At 62.2% G+C, this 17,795-nt stretch carries 13 protein-coding genes; 9 read left to right on the top strand and 4 right to left on the bottom strand.

Features of this window, described 5'->3' with window-relative positions; translation table 11 throughout:
* Positions 1 to 48 precede the first annotated feature (48 nt).
* The gene (locus KBF66_RS00500) at positions 49 to 1,029 is read right to left on the bottom strand and encodes a helix-turn-helix domain-containing protein (RefSeq protein ID WP_296650260.1); all 981 of its coding nucleotides are present in this window, start codon (positions 1,027 to 1,029) and stop codon (positions 49 to 51) included.
* Positions 1,030 to 1,212: 183 nt separating this feature from the next.
* A complete protein-coding gene (locus KBF66_RS00495) occupies positions 1,213 to 1,500 on the bottom strand; it encodes a hypothetical protein (RefSeq protein WP_296650257.1) in 288 nt (95 codons plus the stop codon).
* Here KBF66_RS00495 and cdd point away from each other — a divergent pair.
* The 5 genes from cdd to KBF66_RS00470 are packed head-to-tail and all read left to right on the top strand — an operon-like array spanning position 1,499 to position 5,426.
* The gene (gene cdd, locus KBF66_RS00490; RefSeq protein WP_296650252.1) at positions 1,499 to 1,948 is read left to right on the top strand and encodes a cytidine deaminase; all 450 of its coding nucleotides are present in this window, start codon (positions 1,499 to 1,501) and stop codon (positions 1,946 to 1,948) included. The genes KBF66_RS00495 and cdd overlap by 2 nt on opposite strands.
* Before the next feature lie 33 nt (positions 1,949 to 1,981).
* The gene (locus tag KBF66_RS00485; RefSeq protein WP_296650248.1) at positions 1,982 to 2,797 is read left to right on the top strand and encodes a purine-nucleoside phosphorylase; all 816 of its coding nucleotides are present in this window, start codon (positions 1,982 to 1,984) and stop codon (positions 2,795 to 2,797) included.
* Positions 2,798 to 2,804: 7 nt separating this feature from the next.
* Positions 2,805 to 3,593: a deoxyribose-phosphate aldolase gene (gene deoC / locus KBF66_RS00480; RefSeq protein ID WP_296650246.1), complete on the top strand. Its 789-nt coding sequence runs from the start codon at positions 2,805 to 2,807 to the stop codon at positions 3,591 to 3,593.
* A gap of 9 nt (positions 3,594 to 3,602) precedes the next feature.
* Positions 3,603 to 4,967, top strand: coding sequence for a thymidine phosphorylase (gene deoA / locus KBF66_RS00475; RefSeq protein ID WP_296650242.1), 1,365 nt, complete (start codon positions 3,603 to 3,605; stop codon positions 4,965 to 4,967).
* Positions 4,968 to 4,985: 18 nt separating this feature from the next.
* Positions 4,986 to 5,426 (top strand): GNAT family acetyltransferase, encoded by a 441-nt coding sequence (locus KBF66_RS00470; RefSeq protein WP_296650238.1) that lies wholly within the window; start codon positions 4,986 to 4,988, stop codon positions 5,424 to 5,426.
* Positions 5,427 to 5,435: 9 nt separating this feature from the next.
* On the opposite strand, the gene KBF66_RS00465 is transcribed toward KBF66_RS00470, so the two are convergent.
* Positions 5,436 to 6,689 (bottom strand): phosphohydrolase, encoded by a 1,254-nt coding sequence (locus KBF66_RS00465; RefSeq protein WP_296650234.1) that lies wholly within the window; start codon positions 6,687 to 6,689, stop codon positions 5,436 to 5,438.
* 178 nt (positions 6,690 to 6,867) lie between these two features.
* On the opposite strand from KBF66_RS00465, the gene KBF66_RS00460 reads away from it, so the two are divergent.
* The 4 genes from KBF66_RS00460 to KBF66_RS00445 all read left to right on the top strand — a co-directional run bounded on the left by KBF66_RS00460 (position 6,868) and on the right by KBF66_RS00445 (position 16,695).
* On the top strand, positions 6,868 to 7,314 hold the full coding sequence (locus tag KBF66_RS00460) for an adenylyltransferase/cytidyltransferase family protein (protein WP_296650362.1): 447 nt from the start codon (positions 6,868 to 6,870) through the stop codon (positions 7,312 to 7,314).
* 269 nt (positions 7,315 to 7,583) lie between these two features.
* The gene (locus tag KBF66_RS00455; RefSeq protein WP_296650230.1) at positions 7,584 to 10,508 is read left to right on the top strand and encodes a chemotaxis protein CheB; all 2,925 of its coding nucleotides are present in this window, start codon (positions 7,584 to 7,586) and stop codon (positions 10,506 to 10,508) included.
* Positions 10,505 to 13,156, top strand: coding sequence for a bifunctional diguanylate cyclase/phosphodiesterase (locus KBF66_RS00450; RefSeq protein WP_296650225.1), 2,652 nt, complete (start codon positions 10,505 to 10,507; stop codon positions 13,154 to 13,156). Before KBF66_RS00455 ends, KBF66_RS00450 begins: the two co-directional genes overlap by 4 nt.
* Positions 13,157 to 13,434: 278 nt before the next feature.
* Positions 13,435 to 16,695: a CHASE domain-containing protein gene (locus tag KBF66_RS00445; RefSeq protein ID WP_296650220.1), complete on the top strand. Its 3,261-nt coding sequence runs from the start codon at positions 13,435 to 13,437 to the stop codon at positions 16,693 to 16,695.
* On the opposite strand, the gene KBF66_RS00440 is transcribed toward KBF66_RS00445, so the two are convergent.
* Positions 16,692 to 17,783: a chemotaxis response regulator protein-glutamate methylesterase gene (locus tag KBF66_RS00440; protein ID WP_296650215.1), complete on the bottom strand. Its 1,092-nt coding sequence runs from the start codon at positions 17,781 to 17,783 to the stop codon at positions 16,692 to 16,694. The two genes, KBF66_RS00445 and KBF66_RS00440, sit on opposite strands and share 4 nt — an antisense overlap.
* Between the last annotated feature and the right edge of the window lie 12 nt (positions 17,784 to 17,795).

The following is a 17,795-nucleotide window of genomic DNA, read 5'->3' as shown; positions in this document are numbered from 1 at the left end:
AGTGACTCAGGGGTTAGCAAAAATCGGCGTGATTTATCGACGCCAGTGTCAAACCACGCGTTTGCGCAGCGTCTCGGACGGCAGTTCGCCAAACAGCCAGCGGTAGTCCGCCGCGAACTGGCTCAAGTGCCAGAAGCCATAACGCATCGCCACATCGCTGACACTGGCCAGGGCGGAGTCGCTGCGGCGCAGTTCGCGCCGTGCCTCGTTGAGCTTGAGCGCCTTGAGATAAGTTTTGGGCGACAGCCCAACATATTTGCGAAAGCAGTCCTGCAAGGCGCGCGGACTGGCACCGAGTTGTTCGCACAACTCATGCACCGTGACACAGCGGTCGTCATGTGCCTGCAGATAGTCGCGCACCCGCCGCAGCGTGCGCCGGGCGTGTTGCGCCGACACGTTTTCACGCGGACCGTTGTGCCCCTGCGTGAGCAGCTGTACCAGGCCAGACACCGCCTCGTCCAACAAAAGCTGCTGCGCTTGCGATGTGAGCGACGAAAATCGCTGGGGCTGATCTGCCAGCAAACGGCATAACCAGCGGCGAAACCCGTGCAGCTGGGCATCTGGCACCTGCAAAACACGTTGAGCCAGACGATCATCGGGCAAATCGCTGTGCTCCCGCGCGGCGTACTGGCGCAACCCGTCGGTCTGGATCACCAGCCCCAAAAAACCAAAGTCATCGGGCGTGGTCAACTGAAAGTCGCCCTGACCCGTATGCAATGCCAGCATGTCGGGCGCCACTGGCGCGCCATCCACCCGAACCCCAGGCTGGTGGCGCACCGGGATGCCAAACCAGCTGGCACCAGGCCAGGTCTTGCAGCTTTGCACCAGGGCGTGGCTGGACATCTCAACGAACAACTGCACCGGCCCGAGCATCAGTTCGGTCAGTGCTCCCTGAAACTGCCCCGGCGAGGTCTGGTCATACACCTGGTGCCAACCCGAAATGCTTTGTGCCAGCTGATCAACACCCGCCGACTGCGTGGCCCGCCACTGGGGCGCGGGTGGGGGCAGCAAAGCAGAAGTTGAATTCACACAAAGTCCAGATGTTGGTTGCTGAAGTCTAGCCACGTGATGCAGCTTTTGTGCCACATCAGCGAGATGCCGGATTCTGGCCCGTGTGATCCGCTTGTCAAGCGTGATTTGCCCGGGTCGAGACCAGCGCCTCACCATCAGGATGAGGCATCACCCGACCCGACATTGGCTCACCCCAGTGCCCTACCCTCTACCTGTCGCAAACATGCGCGGAAACTCCGGGTCATCGGTAAGACTGCGCACCAGTTCAGCCACGCCCTTCAAATGCGCTTCAGACGGCTGGTTGCTGTATTTGCGGCGGTGATCAATGTGCCAGTGCGCCTGGCTGGCAAAAGTGCGGGCGCGCAGGACGATGTGCTGGTTGTCTTCAGTGCGCCTGGTCGGGACAACATAGCAGTACCAGGTACCTCCCAGGCAATCGGTGCTACGACCGTTCACCGCACCCGCAGTTCGCGTTAAAGTGCGACCCATGTCCAACCCAACCCGATTGGCCGGTCTGTCCGACCCCCAGCACCAAGCCCTGCTGCAAGCGGCGCGCAACGCCCATCGCGCGGCCTACGCGCCGTATTCCCATTACCCGGTAGGGGCTGCTGTATTGGACGAGCAGGGTCGCATCCATGCCGGCTGCAATGTCGAGAACGCTGCTTACCCCGAAGGCCTGTGTGCCGAAGCCGCCGCGCTGGCTGCCATGGTGCTGGCTGGTGGCCGCCGGGCGCTGGCCGTTCTGGTGGTTGGCAACGGTGGCAAGAACAGTAGCGCCTGGACCACGCCCTGCGGTGGCTGCAGGCAAAAAATGCGTGAATTTGGCAGCCCTGACTTGCCCATCCTGACAGCCAACGCAGACCACGTTGGACCACAATACACGCTGGCGCAACTGCTGCCCGAGAGTTTTGGGCCGGATCACCTCAGCGCCGCCTGAAAGCTCCCAACCACTGCACGCCACCCACTGACCATGAACGCTATTCGCACCATTCAAGAACGTGCTCCCCATATCCGACCCCGCATCGCCGTGGTGCTGGGTTCGGGCTGGGGCGGTTTGACCGATCACATTCGAGAAGCGGTGCAAGTTCCCTACACCGAGCTAGAAGGGTTTCCGCAACCCACGGTGGCGGGGCACAGTGCCACCCTGTGGTTGGGGCACATCGGTACACAACCGGTGGCGGTGATGAGCGGGCGCAAACACGGCTACGAAACCGGTGCCGTGGACGGCATGGCCGCGCCGCTGCAGGTTCTGCAACAGCTGGGCTGCCACACGCTGGTGCAAACCAATGCCGCCGGCAGCGTGCACCCCGACATGCCGCCGCAAAGCCTGATGCTGATCACCGACCACCTGAACCTGCCGCAGCGCTCGCCGCTGGTGGGGCAAAGTGGCAGTGAACGCTTCGTCAACATGGTCAATGCCTACGATCCAGAACTGAATCGCCTTGCGGCGCAGACAGCACAAGCGCATGGCGCTACGCTTTTTGAAGGTGTTTACGCCTGGTTTCTGGGGCCGCAGTTTGAAACCCCGGCCGAAATCCGCATGGCACAGCGGCTGGGCGCCGACGCGGTGGGCATGAGCACCGTGCCCGAGACGATTCTGGCGCGCCACCTGGGCCTGCGCGTGCTGGCGCTCTCGTTCATCACCAACTTTGGCGCGGGCATGTCGGCAGAAAGCTTGAGCCACGCCCACACGCTGCAACAAGCGCAAGAAGGCAGTGCCAAAGCGAGCCGCTTGCTGGCCGACATCATTGCCGCCATCACGGACCCGACCGGCGCCACCGCATGAGATCCCCATGACCCCCCACGACAACACCCTCTACGCACTCGACCTGTCGCAACGCGCCCGCACCGCCTTGGCGTGCCTGGACCTGACCAGCCTGAACAACGCCGACACCGAAGCCGATATCGCCACGCTTTGCCTGCGCGCCCAAAGTCCGTTTGGTGCAGTGGCGGCCGTGTGCGTCTGGCCGCGCCTGGCGGCGTTTGCCCGCTCTCAACTGCCCAGCCACATCGCTGTGGCGGCGGTGGCCAATTTTCCGCATGGCAACACCGACGTGGCCGCGGCGGTGCAAGACACCTTGCAGATTGTGCAGGCCGGTGCGCAAGAGGTGGATGTGGTGCTGCCCTACCGCGCCCTGATGGCGGGCGACGAGGCCAGCGTAAGCCAGCTGCTGTGTGCCGTGCGCCAGGCATGCCCGAGGTTGATCCTCAAGGTGATTCTGGAAACCGGTGCACTGCAAACCATCCGCCTGATCGAGCGTGCCAGCGTGCTGGCGCTGGAAGCGGGTGCCGACTTTTTGAAAACCAGCACCGGCAAAACCAGCATCCACGCCACCGTGGAGGCGGCGGCCACCATGCTCGGCGTGATTTCCAGCCGCGCCAGCTCAGCCGGCTTCAAGGCGTCCGGCGGCATCCGGACGGTGAAAGACGCCATCGTCTACGAATCTCTGACGGCGCACATCCTGGGTGATGCCGCCTTGAATCCACGGCGCTTTCGCATCGGTGCCAGCAGCCTGCTGGGCGACATTGAAGCCGTCTTGGGTGGCGCATCGGCCGTCCCCGCGCCGCCTGGCGCTTACTGAAGTCACACCATGCTGGCACAGGAAATCATCCGCATCAAACGCGACGCCGGCACCCTGGTGCCCGCGCATATCGACCACTTTGTGCGCGGTCTGGTGGACGAATCTTGGAGCGAGGGCCAGGCCGCTGCGCTGGCCATGGCCATGTTTCTGCAGGGCATGAGCCCGGATGAGACGGTGGCCCTGACGCGCGCCATGACCCACTCCGGTCGGGTGATGGACTGGTCAAACGCTCATCTGAACGGCCCGATTCTGGACAAACACTCCAGCGGCGGTGTGGGCGACAAGATCAGTCTGATGCTGGCACCCATTGTGGCGGCCTGTGGCGGCGTGGTACCGATGATCTCGGGGCGCGGCCTGGGACACACTGGCGGCACGCTCGACAAACTCGGCTGCATCCCGGGCTACCAGGCCACACCCGATATCACCCGGCTGCACCAAACGCTCAAAACGGCCGGCTGCGCCATCATTGGCCAGACCGACGACCTGGCTCCGGCTGACCGCAGGCTCTACGCCATCCGTGATGTGACTGCCACGGTGGAGTCGGTGCCACTGATCACCGCCAGCATCCTGTCGAAAAAGCTCGCCGCCGGCCTGCAGGGTCTGGTGATGGATGTGAAAGTGGGCAATGGTGCCTTTGCCGCGTCGATGGACATGGCCAGCCGCCTGGCGCAGTCGCTGGTGCGGGTGGCCGGCGGCGCGGGCCTGCCCACCACGGCCTGGATCACCGACATGAATCAGGTGCTGGGCACCACCTGCGGCAATGCGCTGGAGGTGCTGGAGGCCATCGCCTTTCTGAAGGGGCAAGCGCCTGAGCCGCGCCAGTGGCTGCTCACCCGAACCCTCTGCGCCGAGTTGCTGCAGATGGGTAACCTGGCCACGGATGCCGTCGATGCGCTACAAAAAGTAGACCATGCTTTGCAGAGTGGAAAAGCGCTGGAGCACTTTTCTCGCATGATTTTCGCCTTGGGTGGTCCAGCGGATCTGGTCGACCGACCACAACATTACCTTCCTGGCGCACCGGTGCAACGGGTGATACCCGCACCGCGCAGCGGTTGGGTCACCGGCATGGCCACGCGCGACATCGGGCTGCTGATCGTCGAACTCGGTGGCGGACGCCGCCGCGCCAGCGACAGCATCGACCCGCGGGTCGGTTTTACACAATTCGCCCAGATCGGTCAGCCGGTACAGGCCGGTGAGCCGCTGGCGCTGGTGCATGCGGCCGACGCGGCGGCGGCTGAACATGCCCGCGTCGCCTTGCTGGCCATGGTTCAGATCGGTGACGAATCCGCCACGGCCGGGCCAGTGCTGTGGCAGCGGCTTGACGGCTGCATGGATGCCGACCCCGTTGCGGCTATCGTTGGAACCATCGACTGAACCGAACAGGGAGTAGAGATGCCCGAAATTCGCCCATACCAGGACCCAAGCGACCGCGAGCAGGTGATCCAACTCTGGCGTGCTGCCTTCGGCTACGACGCCGCACACAACGACCCGGCGCTGGCCATTGCCAAAAAAATGGCCGTGCAGGATGGCCTGTTTTTTGTGGCCACACTGGGTCAGAGCATCGTGGGAACGGCAATGGCCGGCTACGACGGGCATCGTGGCTGGTTGTATTCGGTAGCGGTTCTGGCCGAACAGCGCGGCACCGGCCTGGGTAGCCGGCTGGTGCGGTTTGCCGAAGCGGCACTGGCTCAGCGCGGCTGCCTGAAGATCAATCTGCAACTGGTGGCCAGCAACGAGGCCACCGCAGCGTTCTACCAGTCGCTGGGCTACGTGATCGAACCGCGGGTCAGCATGGGCAAAGTGCTGCACCACAACGTGCCGGCCCCGCACTGAACCGGCAGGTCAGAAGTTTCTGGGCAAGCCTTGCCAGGGCCGCTCGGCCGTGACCTGCCGCGTCAGCGCCAGCAGGCGCTCCAGATTGTGGTTGACCTTGACCTCCCGGTAAGGCACGCTGGCCACGATGCGAAACTCGGGCAGGCTGGTGTCGCGCACAATCGGCTCGCCGGTGGCCATGCCTTGCCGGTTGACCAGCACCGCCACCTTGGGCATGGTGGTATTGAGGCCCCGTTTGATTACGGCAGCAATCTCGTTGGACTGCAGTCTGACAAAAGTGCCCGGTGAATAAATGCCCACCGCCTTGATGATGGCGGCACCGGCTTCGTCCACCGCCCGGTTTTCATCAAAATAACAGGCCTGCATGGCCGCACTGGGCGTTTCCGGCGGTCGCGAGGTGCGCGGCGACAACCGGGCGGCAAACATGTCGGCCCGCTCGATCAGGCGCGCCAACCGCTGGCTGACCGTGCGCGATGCCAGTGGGCCGGCCGTGTTGTGACGGTGGTACAACACGGCTTCCAGCCACAGCGGGTTGGTCACCCCCATCAGTTGCAGCATGTCCACCGAGCGGGGGGCATGGCTTTCGATCAGTTTGAGCTGCTCAGCCGTTGGCGAGCCTTTTTGCATGGCCATGCGGTCCTGCAGGTCGGTCATGCCGATGTTCATGGTCAGCGCCGCGTTGCACATGGCGGCAATGTGGTCTTCACTCCACTTGAGCACTTCACGCGCGGCCAGGCTGCAGACCGCGCTGACCAGCATGGCATGGGTGGCGCTGTAACGACGAATTTCGCTGCCCGCCAGGTGAATCAGGGCAAACAGGGTACCGTCCGGGTTGCGCTGCAACTGGCGCTCCAGCTCTTTTTGCAGGCGCTCCAGCCGCGGCAGAAAACTGTCACCGCGGAAATCGCGCAGCATCCCGTCCATTTGCGTCTGCAGGTCGATCCAGTCCGGCTCACCGCTGGTCTCGGCCCTGGCCGCCTTTTTGTTGTCGTAGGGCGATATCTGCACCTCGGCAATCTTGCGCAACTCGTGGTCCTGCATCACCGCCCTGTTCAGCCGGTTGAAATAGCCGCGCCGGTAATTCTCGGACTCGTCCGCGTCGATATAAATCTCGCTGCGCCGCCCGACCATCGCCTCCAGATCCTGCCGGCTATGCACCTGAAAACCCTGGCTGGCCAGCAAAACGCCACTGACATCACGCAACGCGCAGGGTAGCGGCTGCCCGATAACGATAGAGTCGATGCTGACAGGGACCAGATTCATAGATGCGCCGAATTATGCCAAGGCACTTTCCAAAAAGACAAAGCAGCCCCAGCATACACCGGCCAGCCAGCCTGATAGGATGCAACACATGGCAAAAGACACGGCAATTCACACCTTAACCAGCGCAACGGGCGGCTCCATCTTGACCCAGAAACTGTGTCATCCTGACCAGCTCGCCATGCAGGTGGCAGCCTTGCCGCGACCACTGGTGTTCACCAACGGGGTGTTTGACGTGTTGCATCGTGGACACGTGATGTATCTGGAACAGGCCCGCGCGCTGGGGGCCAGCCTGATCGTGGCCCTCAACACCGATGCTTCGGCGCGCCGCCTGGGCAAAGGCCCTGAGCGCCCCCTCAACAACGAGATGGACCGCGCCTGCGTCATTGCTGCATTGGCCAGTGCCAGCCTGGTCACCTGGTTCGACGACGACACACCCCTTCAATTGATCGACCGGGTGCGCCCCGACATTCTGGTCAAAGGCGGCGACTACGACATGAGCAAACTGGCTGAGACCGCGCTGATGCACAGCTGGGGCGGGACGGCGCTGGCACTGCCCTTTGTCACCGGGTACTCCACCACGGCGCTGGTCAGGAAAATCAGGAACAATGAACAAACAAGCAGATAGCCGCTCACCCCGATGACCCGGCGAAGGCTGCGAAAAATGCAAGTGCAGCGTCCGCTGGGGCAAAGCCCCTCCTGACAAGCCTGCAATTACTGCGGTGTCAGGCTGATTGGCAAGCTTGGGTTTGACCATCATCCAGGTCAAAAAATTGTCCGGGACAAAATGACAATTGGCGATAATGCTGAAGCTTTCTGGCCAGTTGCATCCGCGTTGGCTGCCATTGATGTTCGTTGGAGTTTGAATACCAGATGTCGACCGATCAACCTGTTGCTATGGCGCGAGCTGATGAGCTGGCTGAAACCACCCCGCAGATTGTGGCGATCGGCGCCTCTGCGGGCGGCCTGGAGGCCCTGGAAAAACTGTTTGCCGGTTTGTCCAGTGCATCTGGTGCCACCTTTGTGGTGATTCAGCACCTGTCGCCTGACCACAAAAGCATGATGGCCAACCTGTTGGCGCGCCACACCGACATGCCGGTGGTGATGGTGGAGCAAGACATGCCGATCGAGCCCAACAGGGTGTACCTGATCCCGCCGGGGTCGATCATGCACATGGGTCCGGGCAAACTCACCCTCACACCCAAGAACCCCCGCACCCTGACACTGCCCATCGATGTGTTCTTCAAGTCGATGGCGGAGCATTACGGCGCGCGCTCGGTCGGGGTCATCCTCTCGGGTACCGGGTCCGACGGAACGCGAGGCGCAGCCGCCATCAACGACTCGGGCGGCTTCCTGATTGCGCAAGAGCCTGAAGACGCCAAGTTTGACGGTATGCCGCGCAGCGTCATCGCCACCGGTCTGGTCGATGCGATCTTGCCGGTTGACCAGATTGGTGCGCGCCTGCTGGCGCTGGTGACCAACCAGCCCATTGTCAAAGCGGCTGTTTCCATCGACGCCAGCATCATCCCGGCGCTGGCCATCAGCCCGGAGGCGGCGCTCAATGCCATCATGCACCTGCTGTTGCAGGTCGGCGGCATTGATTTTCAGGAATACAAAACCGGCACCGTGATGCGGCGCATTGAACGACGCATGAATGTGCGCCAGGTGACAGCACTTGAGGCGTACCTGGATTTGCTCAACAACGATCGCAACGAAGTGCTGACGTTGCGCCGCGAACTGCTGATTCCGGTGACCAGCTTCTTTCGCGACACCGATGCGTTTGAGCTCCTGTCGCGCCAGGTGATCGAACCCCTGGTGGCGAAAAAACAGGCCGGTGAGTCGATCCGGGTCTGGCTGGCAGCGGTGTCTACCGGCGAAGAGGCGTACTCAGTGGCCATGCTTTTTCTGGAGGCCTTTGACCAGCTCAAGCACTGGCCAAGCCTGAAAATTTTTGCCACCGATGTGGAGCAGCAGAATGTGGAAACGGCCGGTGCCGGCACCTACCCGGAGTCCATCGCCGCAGAAGTCTCGCCGCAGCAACTGGAGCGATTTTTCGTCAAAAGAGGCAACTCGTTTGTGGTCAAGAACGAGCTGCGCCAGTGCATTGTGTTTGCCCGCCATAACCTGCTGACCGACCCACCTTTCACCCGGATGGACCTGGTGACCTGCCGCAATGCGCTGATCTATTTCCGACCGGCGGCGCAGGAGCGCGCGCTGAAACGCCTGCAATACGCCCTGCTGCCCGGTGCCCACCTGTTTCTGGGATCCAGCGAGTCACTCGGAGATCTGCAAAAAGACTTCACCACCGTCAGTGCCCGCCACAAGATCTGGGAGATGGTGCGTCCCTTGAGTTTTCCGCTGGACGTCAACAAGGGTGGTGGCTATGGTTACCCTGCGGCACCGCCCGGTGGTGGCCAACATCTGCGCACCGGTCGCATCAAGCCGACACAGGTGGAGCAGGGCTTTTCGACCCTGCTCAAGGCCTTTACGCCGCCTGCTGCAATTCTGGTCAATAGCCGGCACGAGCTGGTGCACTCCTACGGTGAGGTGAACCGCTTTTTGCAGCTGCGTGAAGGGCATGCCAGCCTGGACATGAACCGCATCCTGCCCGATGTGCTGGTGCCGGTGGCGGTGGCGCTGGTTTTCAAGGCGGGCCGCGAAGGGGCCAGCGTGAGCTCTGACCGCCTCAAATTTACCAACCATGACGGTGAGACCGAACACTTGCGCCTGTCGGCCTGGCCGGTTGACGGCTCCGAGGGTGACCGCTTGACCTTGCTGGCCTTCGAGCCGTTGATCGGTGTGCCAGGCCCGACCGCCGCAGTCGCAACCATCGACCTGGACTCGGAAACTGCCGAGCGCATGGAGGTGCTGGAGCGCGAACTCACGGCCACCCGCGAGAGCTTGCAGGCCACGGTGGAAGAACTTGAAACCTCCAACGAAGAACTGCAGTCCACCAACGAAGAGTTGATGAGCTCCAACGAAGAGTTGCAAAGCTCCAATGAGGAATTGCAGTCGGTCAACGAAGAGCTCAATACCGTCAACGCCGAATACCAGGAAAAAATTGACATCCTCAATCGGCTCAATGCGGATCTGGACAACATGGCGCAGGCGGTGGCGGCGGGTACGGTGTTTGTCGACGAAAACCTGCACCTGACGCGGTTTTCACCCGACGCCACCCACATCTTCCGGTTGCGTGACTCCGACATCGGACGCCCGCTGGACGATCTGGCCCATACGCTGCTTTACCCGGAGCTGATTGCCGATCTGAGTCGCACCCTTGACAGTGGTGACAAGGTTGAAAAAGAAATTCGCGGCATCAATGGCCTGCACTATTTCGTACGGATGCTGCCCTATCGGGTGCCCTCTTCAGACAAAAAAGGGGCCGTCATCACCTTCATGGATGTCACCGCCCTGCATGAGGCGTCGCGCCTGCAGTTTGTCATTGACGCACTGGCCGAGCACGTGGCCGTGCTCAACAGCAGCGGGGTGATCACGCTGGTGAATCAGGCGTGGCGACGTTTTGCCCATGAAAATGGCGACCCGAGTCTGGCCAAGTCGGGGCCAGGCGTCAACTATCTGAACCTTGGCGGCGACCTGCATGACACCAGTGAGCCCACCGCCAGCATTGCCCGGCGCGGTGTACGCGAGGTTCTGGAAGGCAACCGCGTCCACTTTTCGCTTGAGTACGCCTGCCATTCACCCAGCCAGGAGCGCTGGTTCGTGATGCACGTCACGGCCATGGGAGGCGAGCAGCCAGGGGCGGTGGTGAGCCACGTCGATATCACCTCATGGCGCCAGTCCTACCCAACCCTGAAATCATGAGTCTTGAAGACCAGCGTGCCGTCAGGCAACGTACCGAGCGTCTGGCACTGCTGAAACAGCGCGCCGAATCGGTGCTGCAACAACATTCCCTGGCAACCGTGCCAAAAACCGAGCAGGACCTGGCAACGGCCAAGCTACTGGAGGAGCTTCGGGTCTACCAGGTCGAGCTGGAAATGCAGAACGACGAGTTGCGCGCGGCCCAGCAGACCTCGGATCTGATGCAGCGGCGTTACCTGACTTTGTTTGAACACATGCCCTTGCCCGCGCTTGTCGTGGACGACCACGGCATCGTGGACGATTGCAACGAGCGCGCGCACGCACTGCTAGGCGGCCTTGGCCACACCGTCCAACCGGACAACCGCTTTTGGAATGCCGTCGACCGAGACGACCGGTCACGCCTGCATGCGGCATTGCGCGATGTGCGCTCCGGCGAGTCGGTGTTGCTGGCGCAGGTGCAGATCGCCAAATCAGACACCCGAAACGCCGTGTTTGACGTTCACCTGATCGGGTTGTCGATGGACTACAAGCTCGATCGGCGTCTGTTGCTGCTGCTGGTGGACCGAACCGCTGAAACGGCGCATGCCGCCGATCAGCGGTTCTTCTCGTTGCTGCTCGACGCCAGTGACAGCCTGTTCTATGCCACCGATCTGCAGGGAAAGATGCTGTTGGCCAACCATACCCTGCTGCGGTTTCTGGGACGCGACCGGCATGAGGTTCTGGGTCACAGCCGGGTCGATTACATGCCGCTGCAAGACGCCATCCGGCAATCCGATTCTGACCGGCAGGTGCTGGCCAGTGGCAGCATGCTGACGGTTGAAGAAAAGGTCTACAGCCGTGATGACGGCACGGTCGATTTTCTCACGCGCAAGTTTCCACTGCGTGACCTGCAAGGCAAGCTGTATGGTGTGGGCAGTATTTCAACCGACATCACCATGCTCAAGCGCCAGCAGCATCAGGGTCTGCTGAGTGAAACCGTGTTCATGGCGTCGCTGGAGGCGATCATCGTGACCGATGCCCAGTGCCGCATCCTGCGGGTCAACCCGGCGTTTACACGGCTGTCGGGCTTTTCGTCCGAGGCCGTCATTGGCCACCATCCGCGCATTCTGAAATCGGGCATGCACCCGGCCAGCTTTTATCAGACCATGTGGCAGGCGATTGGCAAACATGGGCATTGGACTGGCGAGATCTGCAATCGCAGCACCAGCGGCCAGGAGTACAACGTGCTCACCAGCATCAATGCCGTCTACGAGGCCGATGGATCCGTGCTGTACTACTTTGCCGTGCAGACCGACGTGACTCAGCTACGCCGAACCCAGGAACGCCTGGCGCACCAGGCCTCTTACGATGATTTGACCGACCTGCCCAACCGTGCCTTGTTCAACGACCGGGCCAGCCAGCTGGTGGCCAGCGCGCAACGCAATGACCAGCCATTTGCCTTGCTGTTCATTGACCTGGACCGGTTCAAGGAGGTCAACGACAGCTTGGGGCATCCGGTCGGCGACCGGCTGTTGTGCAATGTGGCCAATCGCTTGGGTGAGCATTTGCGCCAGGTGGATACCGTGGCGCGCATTGGCGGCGACGAGTTCGCGCTGCTGTTGCCGGACACCGATCGGCCAGGTGCTCAAGCGGTGGCCAGCGCGCTGCTTGAGCACTTGCGCGAGCCCCTGCACCTGACGGAGACCCAGCAGTACCGGCCCATGGCGAGTGTCGGAATTGCGGTTTTCCCGCAAGATGGCGACACCCCCGAGCTGCTGCTGCGCCATGCCGATGCCGCCATGTACTGCGCCAAAGCCAGTGGCCGCAACCGCATTGCAAGCTATTCAGCCGACCAGGGCTTGGCCGACCGGATGGACTTCAGCATTCAGACCGAGCTGGCCGAAGCCATATCCGGGCAACAGCTGCGGGTGCACTTTCAGCCCAAATGTGAGCTGGGCAGCGGCAAACTGGTGGGTGCCGAGGCGCTGGTGCGCTGGGAGCGTCCCGGTCATGGTCTGGTTGGCCCGGGTGTTTTTATCCGTCTTGCCGAAAAAAATGGCCTGCTGGTCGCGATCGATCAGTGGGTCATGTCTGAGGTTGTGCAACAACTGAGCCGTTGGATGCGCCAGGGTCTGTGGCATAGCGGCTGGCGAGTCTCGGTCAACCAGAACGCCGCTGACCTGCAACGCCCGTATATGGCCGAACAATTGCGCCAGCTGCTGGCGAACCACCATGTCCCGGCCCAGGCGTTGGAGCTGGAGATCACTGAAGATGCCTTTTTGCAGCACACACCGGCGCAACTGGCTTGCCTGGCGGCCTTGCGCGCGATGGGAGTGACACTGGCGATCGACGATTTTGGTACCGGTTACTCCAGCCTGTCTTATTTGCGCCAGTTGCCCGTGTCGGTGCTCAAGATTGACCAGAGTTTTATCGCCACCATGCTGCAGAACAACAACGATGCCATGCTGGTGCGCACCATCATTGACCTGGCCCACAATCTGGGTCTCACGCTGGTGGCAGAAGGGGTGGAACACGCCGCACAGTCGGAGTATCTGCACCAATTGGGATGTGAATTGGGACAAGGCTACCTGTTTGACCGCCCGGTGGCACCAGATGTCTTCATGCAACGCTGGCTAACCGATGCCAGAACCACATGCGACAAAATCATTTGAAGGTCAACACGGTGCGGATGTAGCCGCTGTGCCGCACGGTGCCGCTTGCGCCAGGCCGCCCCACCCTGGCATTTGCGTGCACAATTCGCTGGGGTGCTGACTCTTTCAGCCAGATGGCACCAGCACATTTTGCATTTATCTGGTTGAATTGACATCCAGCCCATGATCAGCAATCATTTTATGCTTTGTTTTCTATAGCTACCCTCATGCCAAAACCAACGCCAAACCGACTGCGCCAGCTGCCCTGCCGGTTTAACCCGACGTCCAGAGGTTGAGCCATGCCGTTTGCGCGTTGGCTTCGATCCGGCGCCCTGGCCACCGCGGTCGCGGTGACATCGCTCGGGTTCACTGTGCTTTTGTGGCGCCAGGCCAGCCAGGACAGTGCCGCCGAATTGGCCACGCTGCTCAGCCACGACACGCAAGAGATCAAAACCCGCATTGAGGACGATCTGGCGCGCCACACCCTGTTGCTGAAGGGTTTCGTGGCCCTGTTTGATGCCTCTGAACAGGTCACCCGCAAGGACTTTGGCGACTTTTATCGGTCATTGGTCGGACAGGACAGCAGCTACCACTTTGTCGGCATCAACTTTATCGAGCAGGTACCCGTCGACAGTTTGTCCAACCACATCGCGCGGGTACGGCGTGACGGAATGCCGTTGTACACCATTCAACCCAGCGGCACCCGGGCGACTTACGCACCCATTGTCTACATCGAGCCCCAGGCAGGCAGCAACCTCACGGCGCTCGGTTACGACCCTTTGACGCTTGCACCGGCCCAACAGGCTTTGTTGCGTGCACGCGACAGCGGCAGCCTGGCCATGACCCGCAAGCTCATCCTCAAGCAGGACGCAGCGCAACCGATACCCGGATTTTCGATGTACCTGCCCTTGTACCAGTCGGGCTTGCCACAGGCGGATGTGGCACAGCGTCAGGCGGCGCTGCTGGGCTGGATCGGCGGACCCATTCGTGCCCAGGACTTGCTCAAGGGCCGGATCCCAAACGGGCTTGAGCGCGTGGGCTTTGAGCTCCACGACGGCATCCAGCCCGGCCCAGCGAGCCTGATGTTGGCCTCGGCCCAGGGACCCGCTGACACGCCGCCACTGCAAGAACTGCCCAGCAGCAGCCTGACCCTGACGGTGGGTGGCCAAACCTGGACGCTGTTGACGCAGGCGCTGCCAGGCTACGGACCGGCCACCGTGCGACAGCGACCCGGACTGGTGGCTTCGGTGGGCGTGCTGCTGAGCGCGCTGGCGGCCATTTCCACTTTACTACTGAGCCTCTTTCTGATGCGACGCACCCAGTGGGCGCAGCAACGCGAGGCCCTGGCGCAGGCACGTGGGCGCGAGGCGGCACGCCATGAGGCCGAACGCGTGCTGCGCGACAGCGAATTTGCGGCGCGCATGGCACTCGACCGCTCCAACGCCCTGGCAGCCAAGCTGGAAGACCAACAGGAGCATCTGGAGCAGCAGGTGCAACAACGCACCGCCGAGCTCGACCAGCAGAAAGCTGCGCTGGCCAATACCGTGTCCCTGCTCAACGCCACCCTGGAGTCCACCGCGTACGGCATCCTGGTGGTCGACTGTGAGGGCCGCCTTGTCAGCTGGAACCAGCGTTTTGTGGAACTGTGGCGGGTGCCACCGACGTTGCTGGTCGCGGGTCACAAACGCGAGATGCTGGATTTCCTGGCGAACAAAACCACGGATCCGCAAGCGTTCAGCAACCATGCGATACGCCTGACCAGCGCGCCTCAACTGGCCAGCAGCGACACCTTTGCGCTGGCCGACGGCCGGGTATTCAAGCGCATCTCCCTGCCGCAGCAGGACGGCAACCGGGTGATGGGCCGGGTCTGGTCGTATGACGACATCACCGAACTCAAACGGATTGAACAGTCAGCCCTGGCTGCCAACCAGGCCAAGTCCGAGTTTCTGGCCAACATGAGCCATGAGATCCGCACCCCGATGAACGGGGTGGTGGGCATGGTCGACATCCTGCAGCAAACCGATTTGCAACCCGAGCAGCAACGCATGGTGCGCACCATCGCCCAGTCGTCGCTGGCGCTGCTGGGCATTCTGAACGATATTCTGGACTATTCAAAAATCGAGGCCGGCAAACTGTCGGTCGAGTCGATCCCGACCCCGATCGGTGAACTGGCACAGGACATCATCCAGCTGCTGTCCCACTCCGCCCAGAACAAATCAGTCGACCTGAGCGCGCAAGTTGACGATGCCGTTCCCCCTTGGCTCTATCTGGACCCGACACGGGTGCGCCAGGTGCTGCTCAATCTGCTGGGCAATGCCATCAAGTTCACCGCCAGCGAGGCGGGTGTGGCAGCGTGGGTCCGACTGCAGGTGTTTGTGCAGGGGGGCAACAGCGACTCACCGACGCTGGGGCTGCGCGTCAGCGATAGCGGCATCGGCATGAGCGAGGAAGTCGTCGCGCGCCTGTTCCAGCCCTTTACCCAGGCAGACGCCAGTACCGCACGCCAGTTTGGCGGCACCGGGCTGGGCCTGTCGATCAGCCAACGCCTGGTGGGCTTGATGGGCGGCAGCATCCGGGTTCGCAGTGCACCGGGCGAGGGGGCTGAGTTCTCGGTCGAACTGCCGCTGCGCCCGGCACCGGCGCCAGGGCTTTACAACGGCCAGACAGAGCGGCGCTGGCGCCCCAGGGTCAAGGCGGCAAGCGCCGACCTGCCCGACACGGGCGTGGCGCCCCTGGTGTTGCTGGCCGAGGACAACGAGACCAACCGCGACGTGCTGCGCGAACAGCTGCGTCGGCTGGGTTACCGCTCCGACACGGCCAACGACGGTGTCGAGGCGCTGCAGATGTGGCAAAGTGGCCATTACGCCTTGCTGCTCACGGATTGCCACATGCCCCGCATGGACGGCTTTACCCTGACCACGGCCATCCGCCAGGCAGAGGCGCCCGGTCAGCACGCCATCATCATTGCCGTCACCGCCAACGCCATGGCGGGTGAGGCGCAGCGGTGTCTGGCGCACGGCATGGACGACTTCCTGCCCAAACCACTGCGCATGGCAGAGCTGCAATCCATGCTGGCGCGCTGGTTGCCGTTGCCGGCACCGCCAGACTCACAAGCAGCCGCACTGGAAGACCTCACACCACCGGCAGATCCGGTCGCAGCGTCGCCTGCAGAGCCGCCCGCCGAACTGATTGACCCTGACACCGCCGATTCCGGGCTACCGGTGTGGGTCAGCGGTGCCCTGTCGGCCAGCGTAGGCAACAATCCGGGCTTGCAAAACCGACTGTTGTCGAAATTTTTGGTCAATGCGCACCGGCAACGTGCGCAAATCCAGACCGCAACCGAGACCGAGGCCATCGATCAGATCGCCAATGTGGCGCATACCCTCAAGTCTGCCGCACGCGCCGTCGGCGCCATGGCGCTGGGCGATCTGTGCCAGCAGATTGAAACCAGCGGCCGTCAAGCCGACAAACAGCGTTGCCTGGCCCTGTGCCAGGGCCTGAGTGCCGCCCTGGCGCAGGCCGATCAGCGCATTCGGCAAAGCCTTCCATCCGGGCTTTAAGCGCGCGAGTCAAACTGCAAAATGGCGCGCGCCATGCTCTCAAGGGGCAGGATGTCGTCAACCGCCTGCAACTTGATCGCCTCTTTGGGCATGCCAAACACCACACAGGTCTCTTCGTTTTGGGCGATACAGCGGGCACCACCGTCGTGCATGATCTTCATGCCACGGGCACCGTCGTCGCCCATACCGGTCATGATGATGCCCAAAGCGTCGCGGCCGGCACATTCGGCCGCCGACTTGAACAACACATCGACCGACGGTTTGTGGCGGTTCACCGGCGGACCATCCAGCACCTTGACGTAATACTGGCCATTGATTTTCTGCAGCTGCATGTGCCGCCCGCCGGGAGCGATCAGCGCCACACCCCGCTCCAGCCGGTCGCCGTCCTTGGCTTCGCGCACATTCATGGCGCAGATACCGTCCAGGCGTTGCGCATACATGGCGGTGAACTTTTCGGGCATGTGCTGGGTGATGGCAATACCTGGCGCATCGGCAGGCAGGCTGGTCAACACCAGCTCCAGCGCCTGGGTGCCGCCGGTTGAACTGCCGATCACCACCGGCTTGTTCATGGCAAAGGCATGCACCCCTGACAACCCTGGTGTACGGGCAATTTGCCCTGTAGCGCTTATTGCAGTTGGTCTTGAAGCTATTGAAGGTGAAGCAGCAGAAGGTCCGCTTCTGACCCGTGGACGCGATCTGGCTGCGGTTTTGAGGGTCTGGATCATCTCATGGCGGGAGTCATCGAGATGCTGTTTCAACCCCAATTTGGGTTTGGCCAGCACCGCTACAGCCCCCGCCGACAGGGCCTCCAACGCCACTTTGCTGCCTTCGGTGGACAGCGTCGAACAGATCACGGTGGGGATGGGCGTGCCCGCCATGATCTGGCGCAGAAAGGTCAGGCCGTCCATGCCCGGCATTTCAATGTCCAGCAGCAGCACATCCGGCGGATTCTTGCGGATGGCATCCATGGCCAGCAGCGGGTTGGGCGCACTGCCAATCAGCTCCACCTCGGGGTTGCCCGACAGCATGTGCGCCAGCGCCTGCCGCACCACGGCAGAGTCGTCCACCACGAAAACTTTCACAGCCATTGTTTTGCCCTG

The organism is Rhodoferax sp., from assembly GCF_018063565.1.
In the GTDB taxonomy this organism is placed as follows: Bacteria; Pseudomonadota; Gammaproteobacteria; order Burkholderiales; family Burkholderiaceae_C; genus Rhodoferax.
Note: the sequence above shows the minus strand (reverse complement) of the source record. Positions and strands in the feature narration are given on the sequence as shown.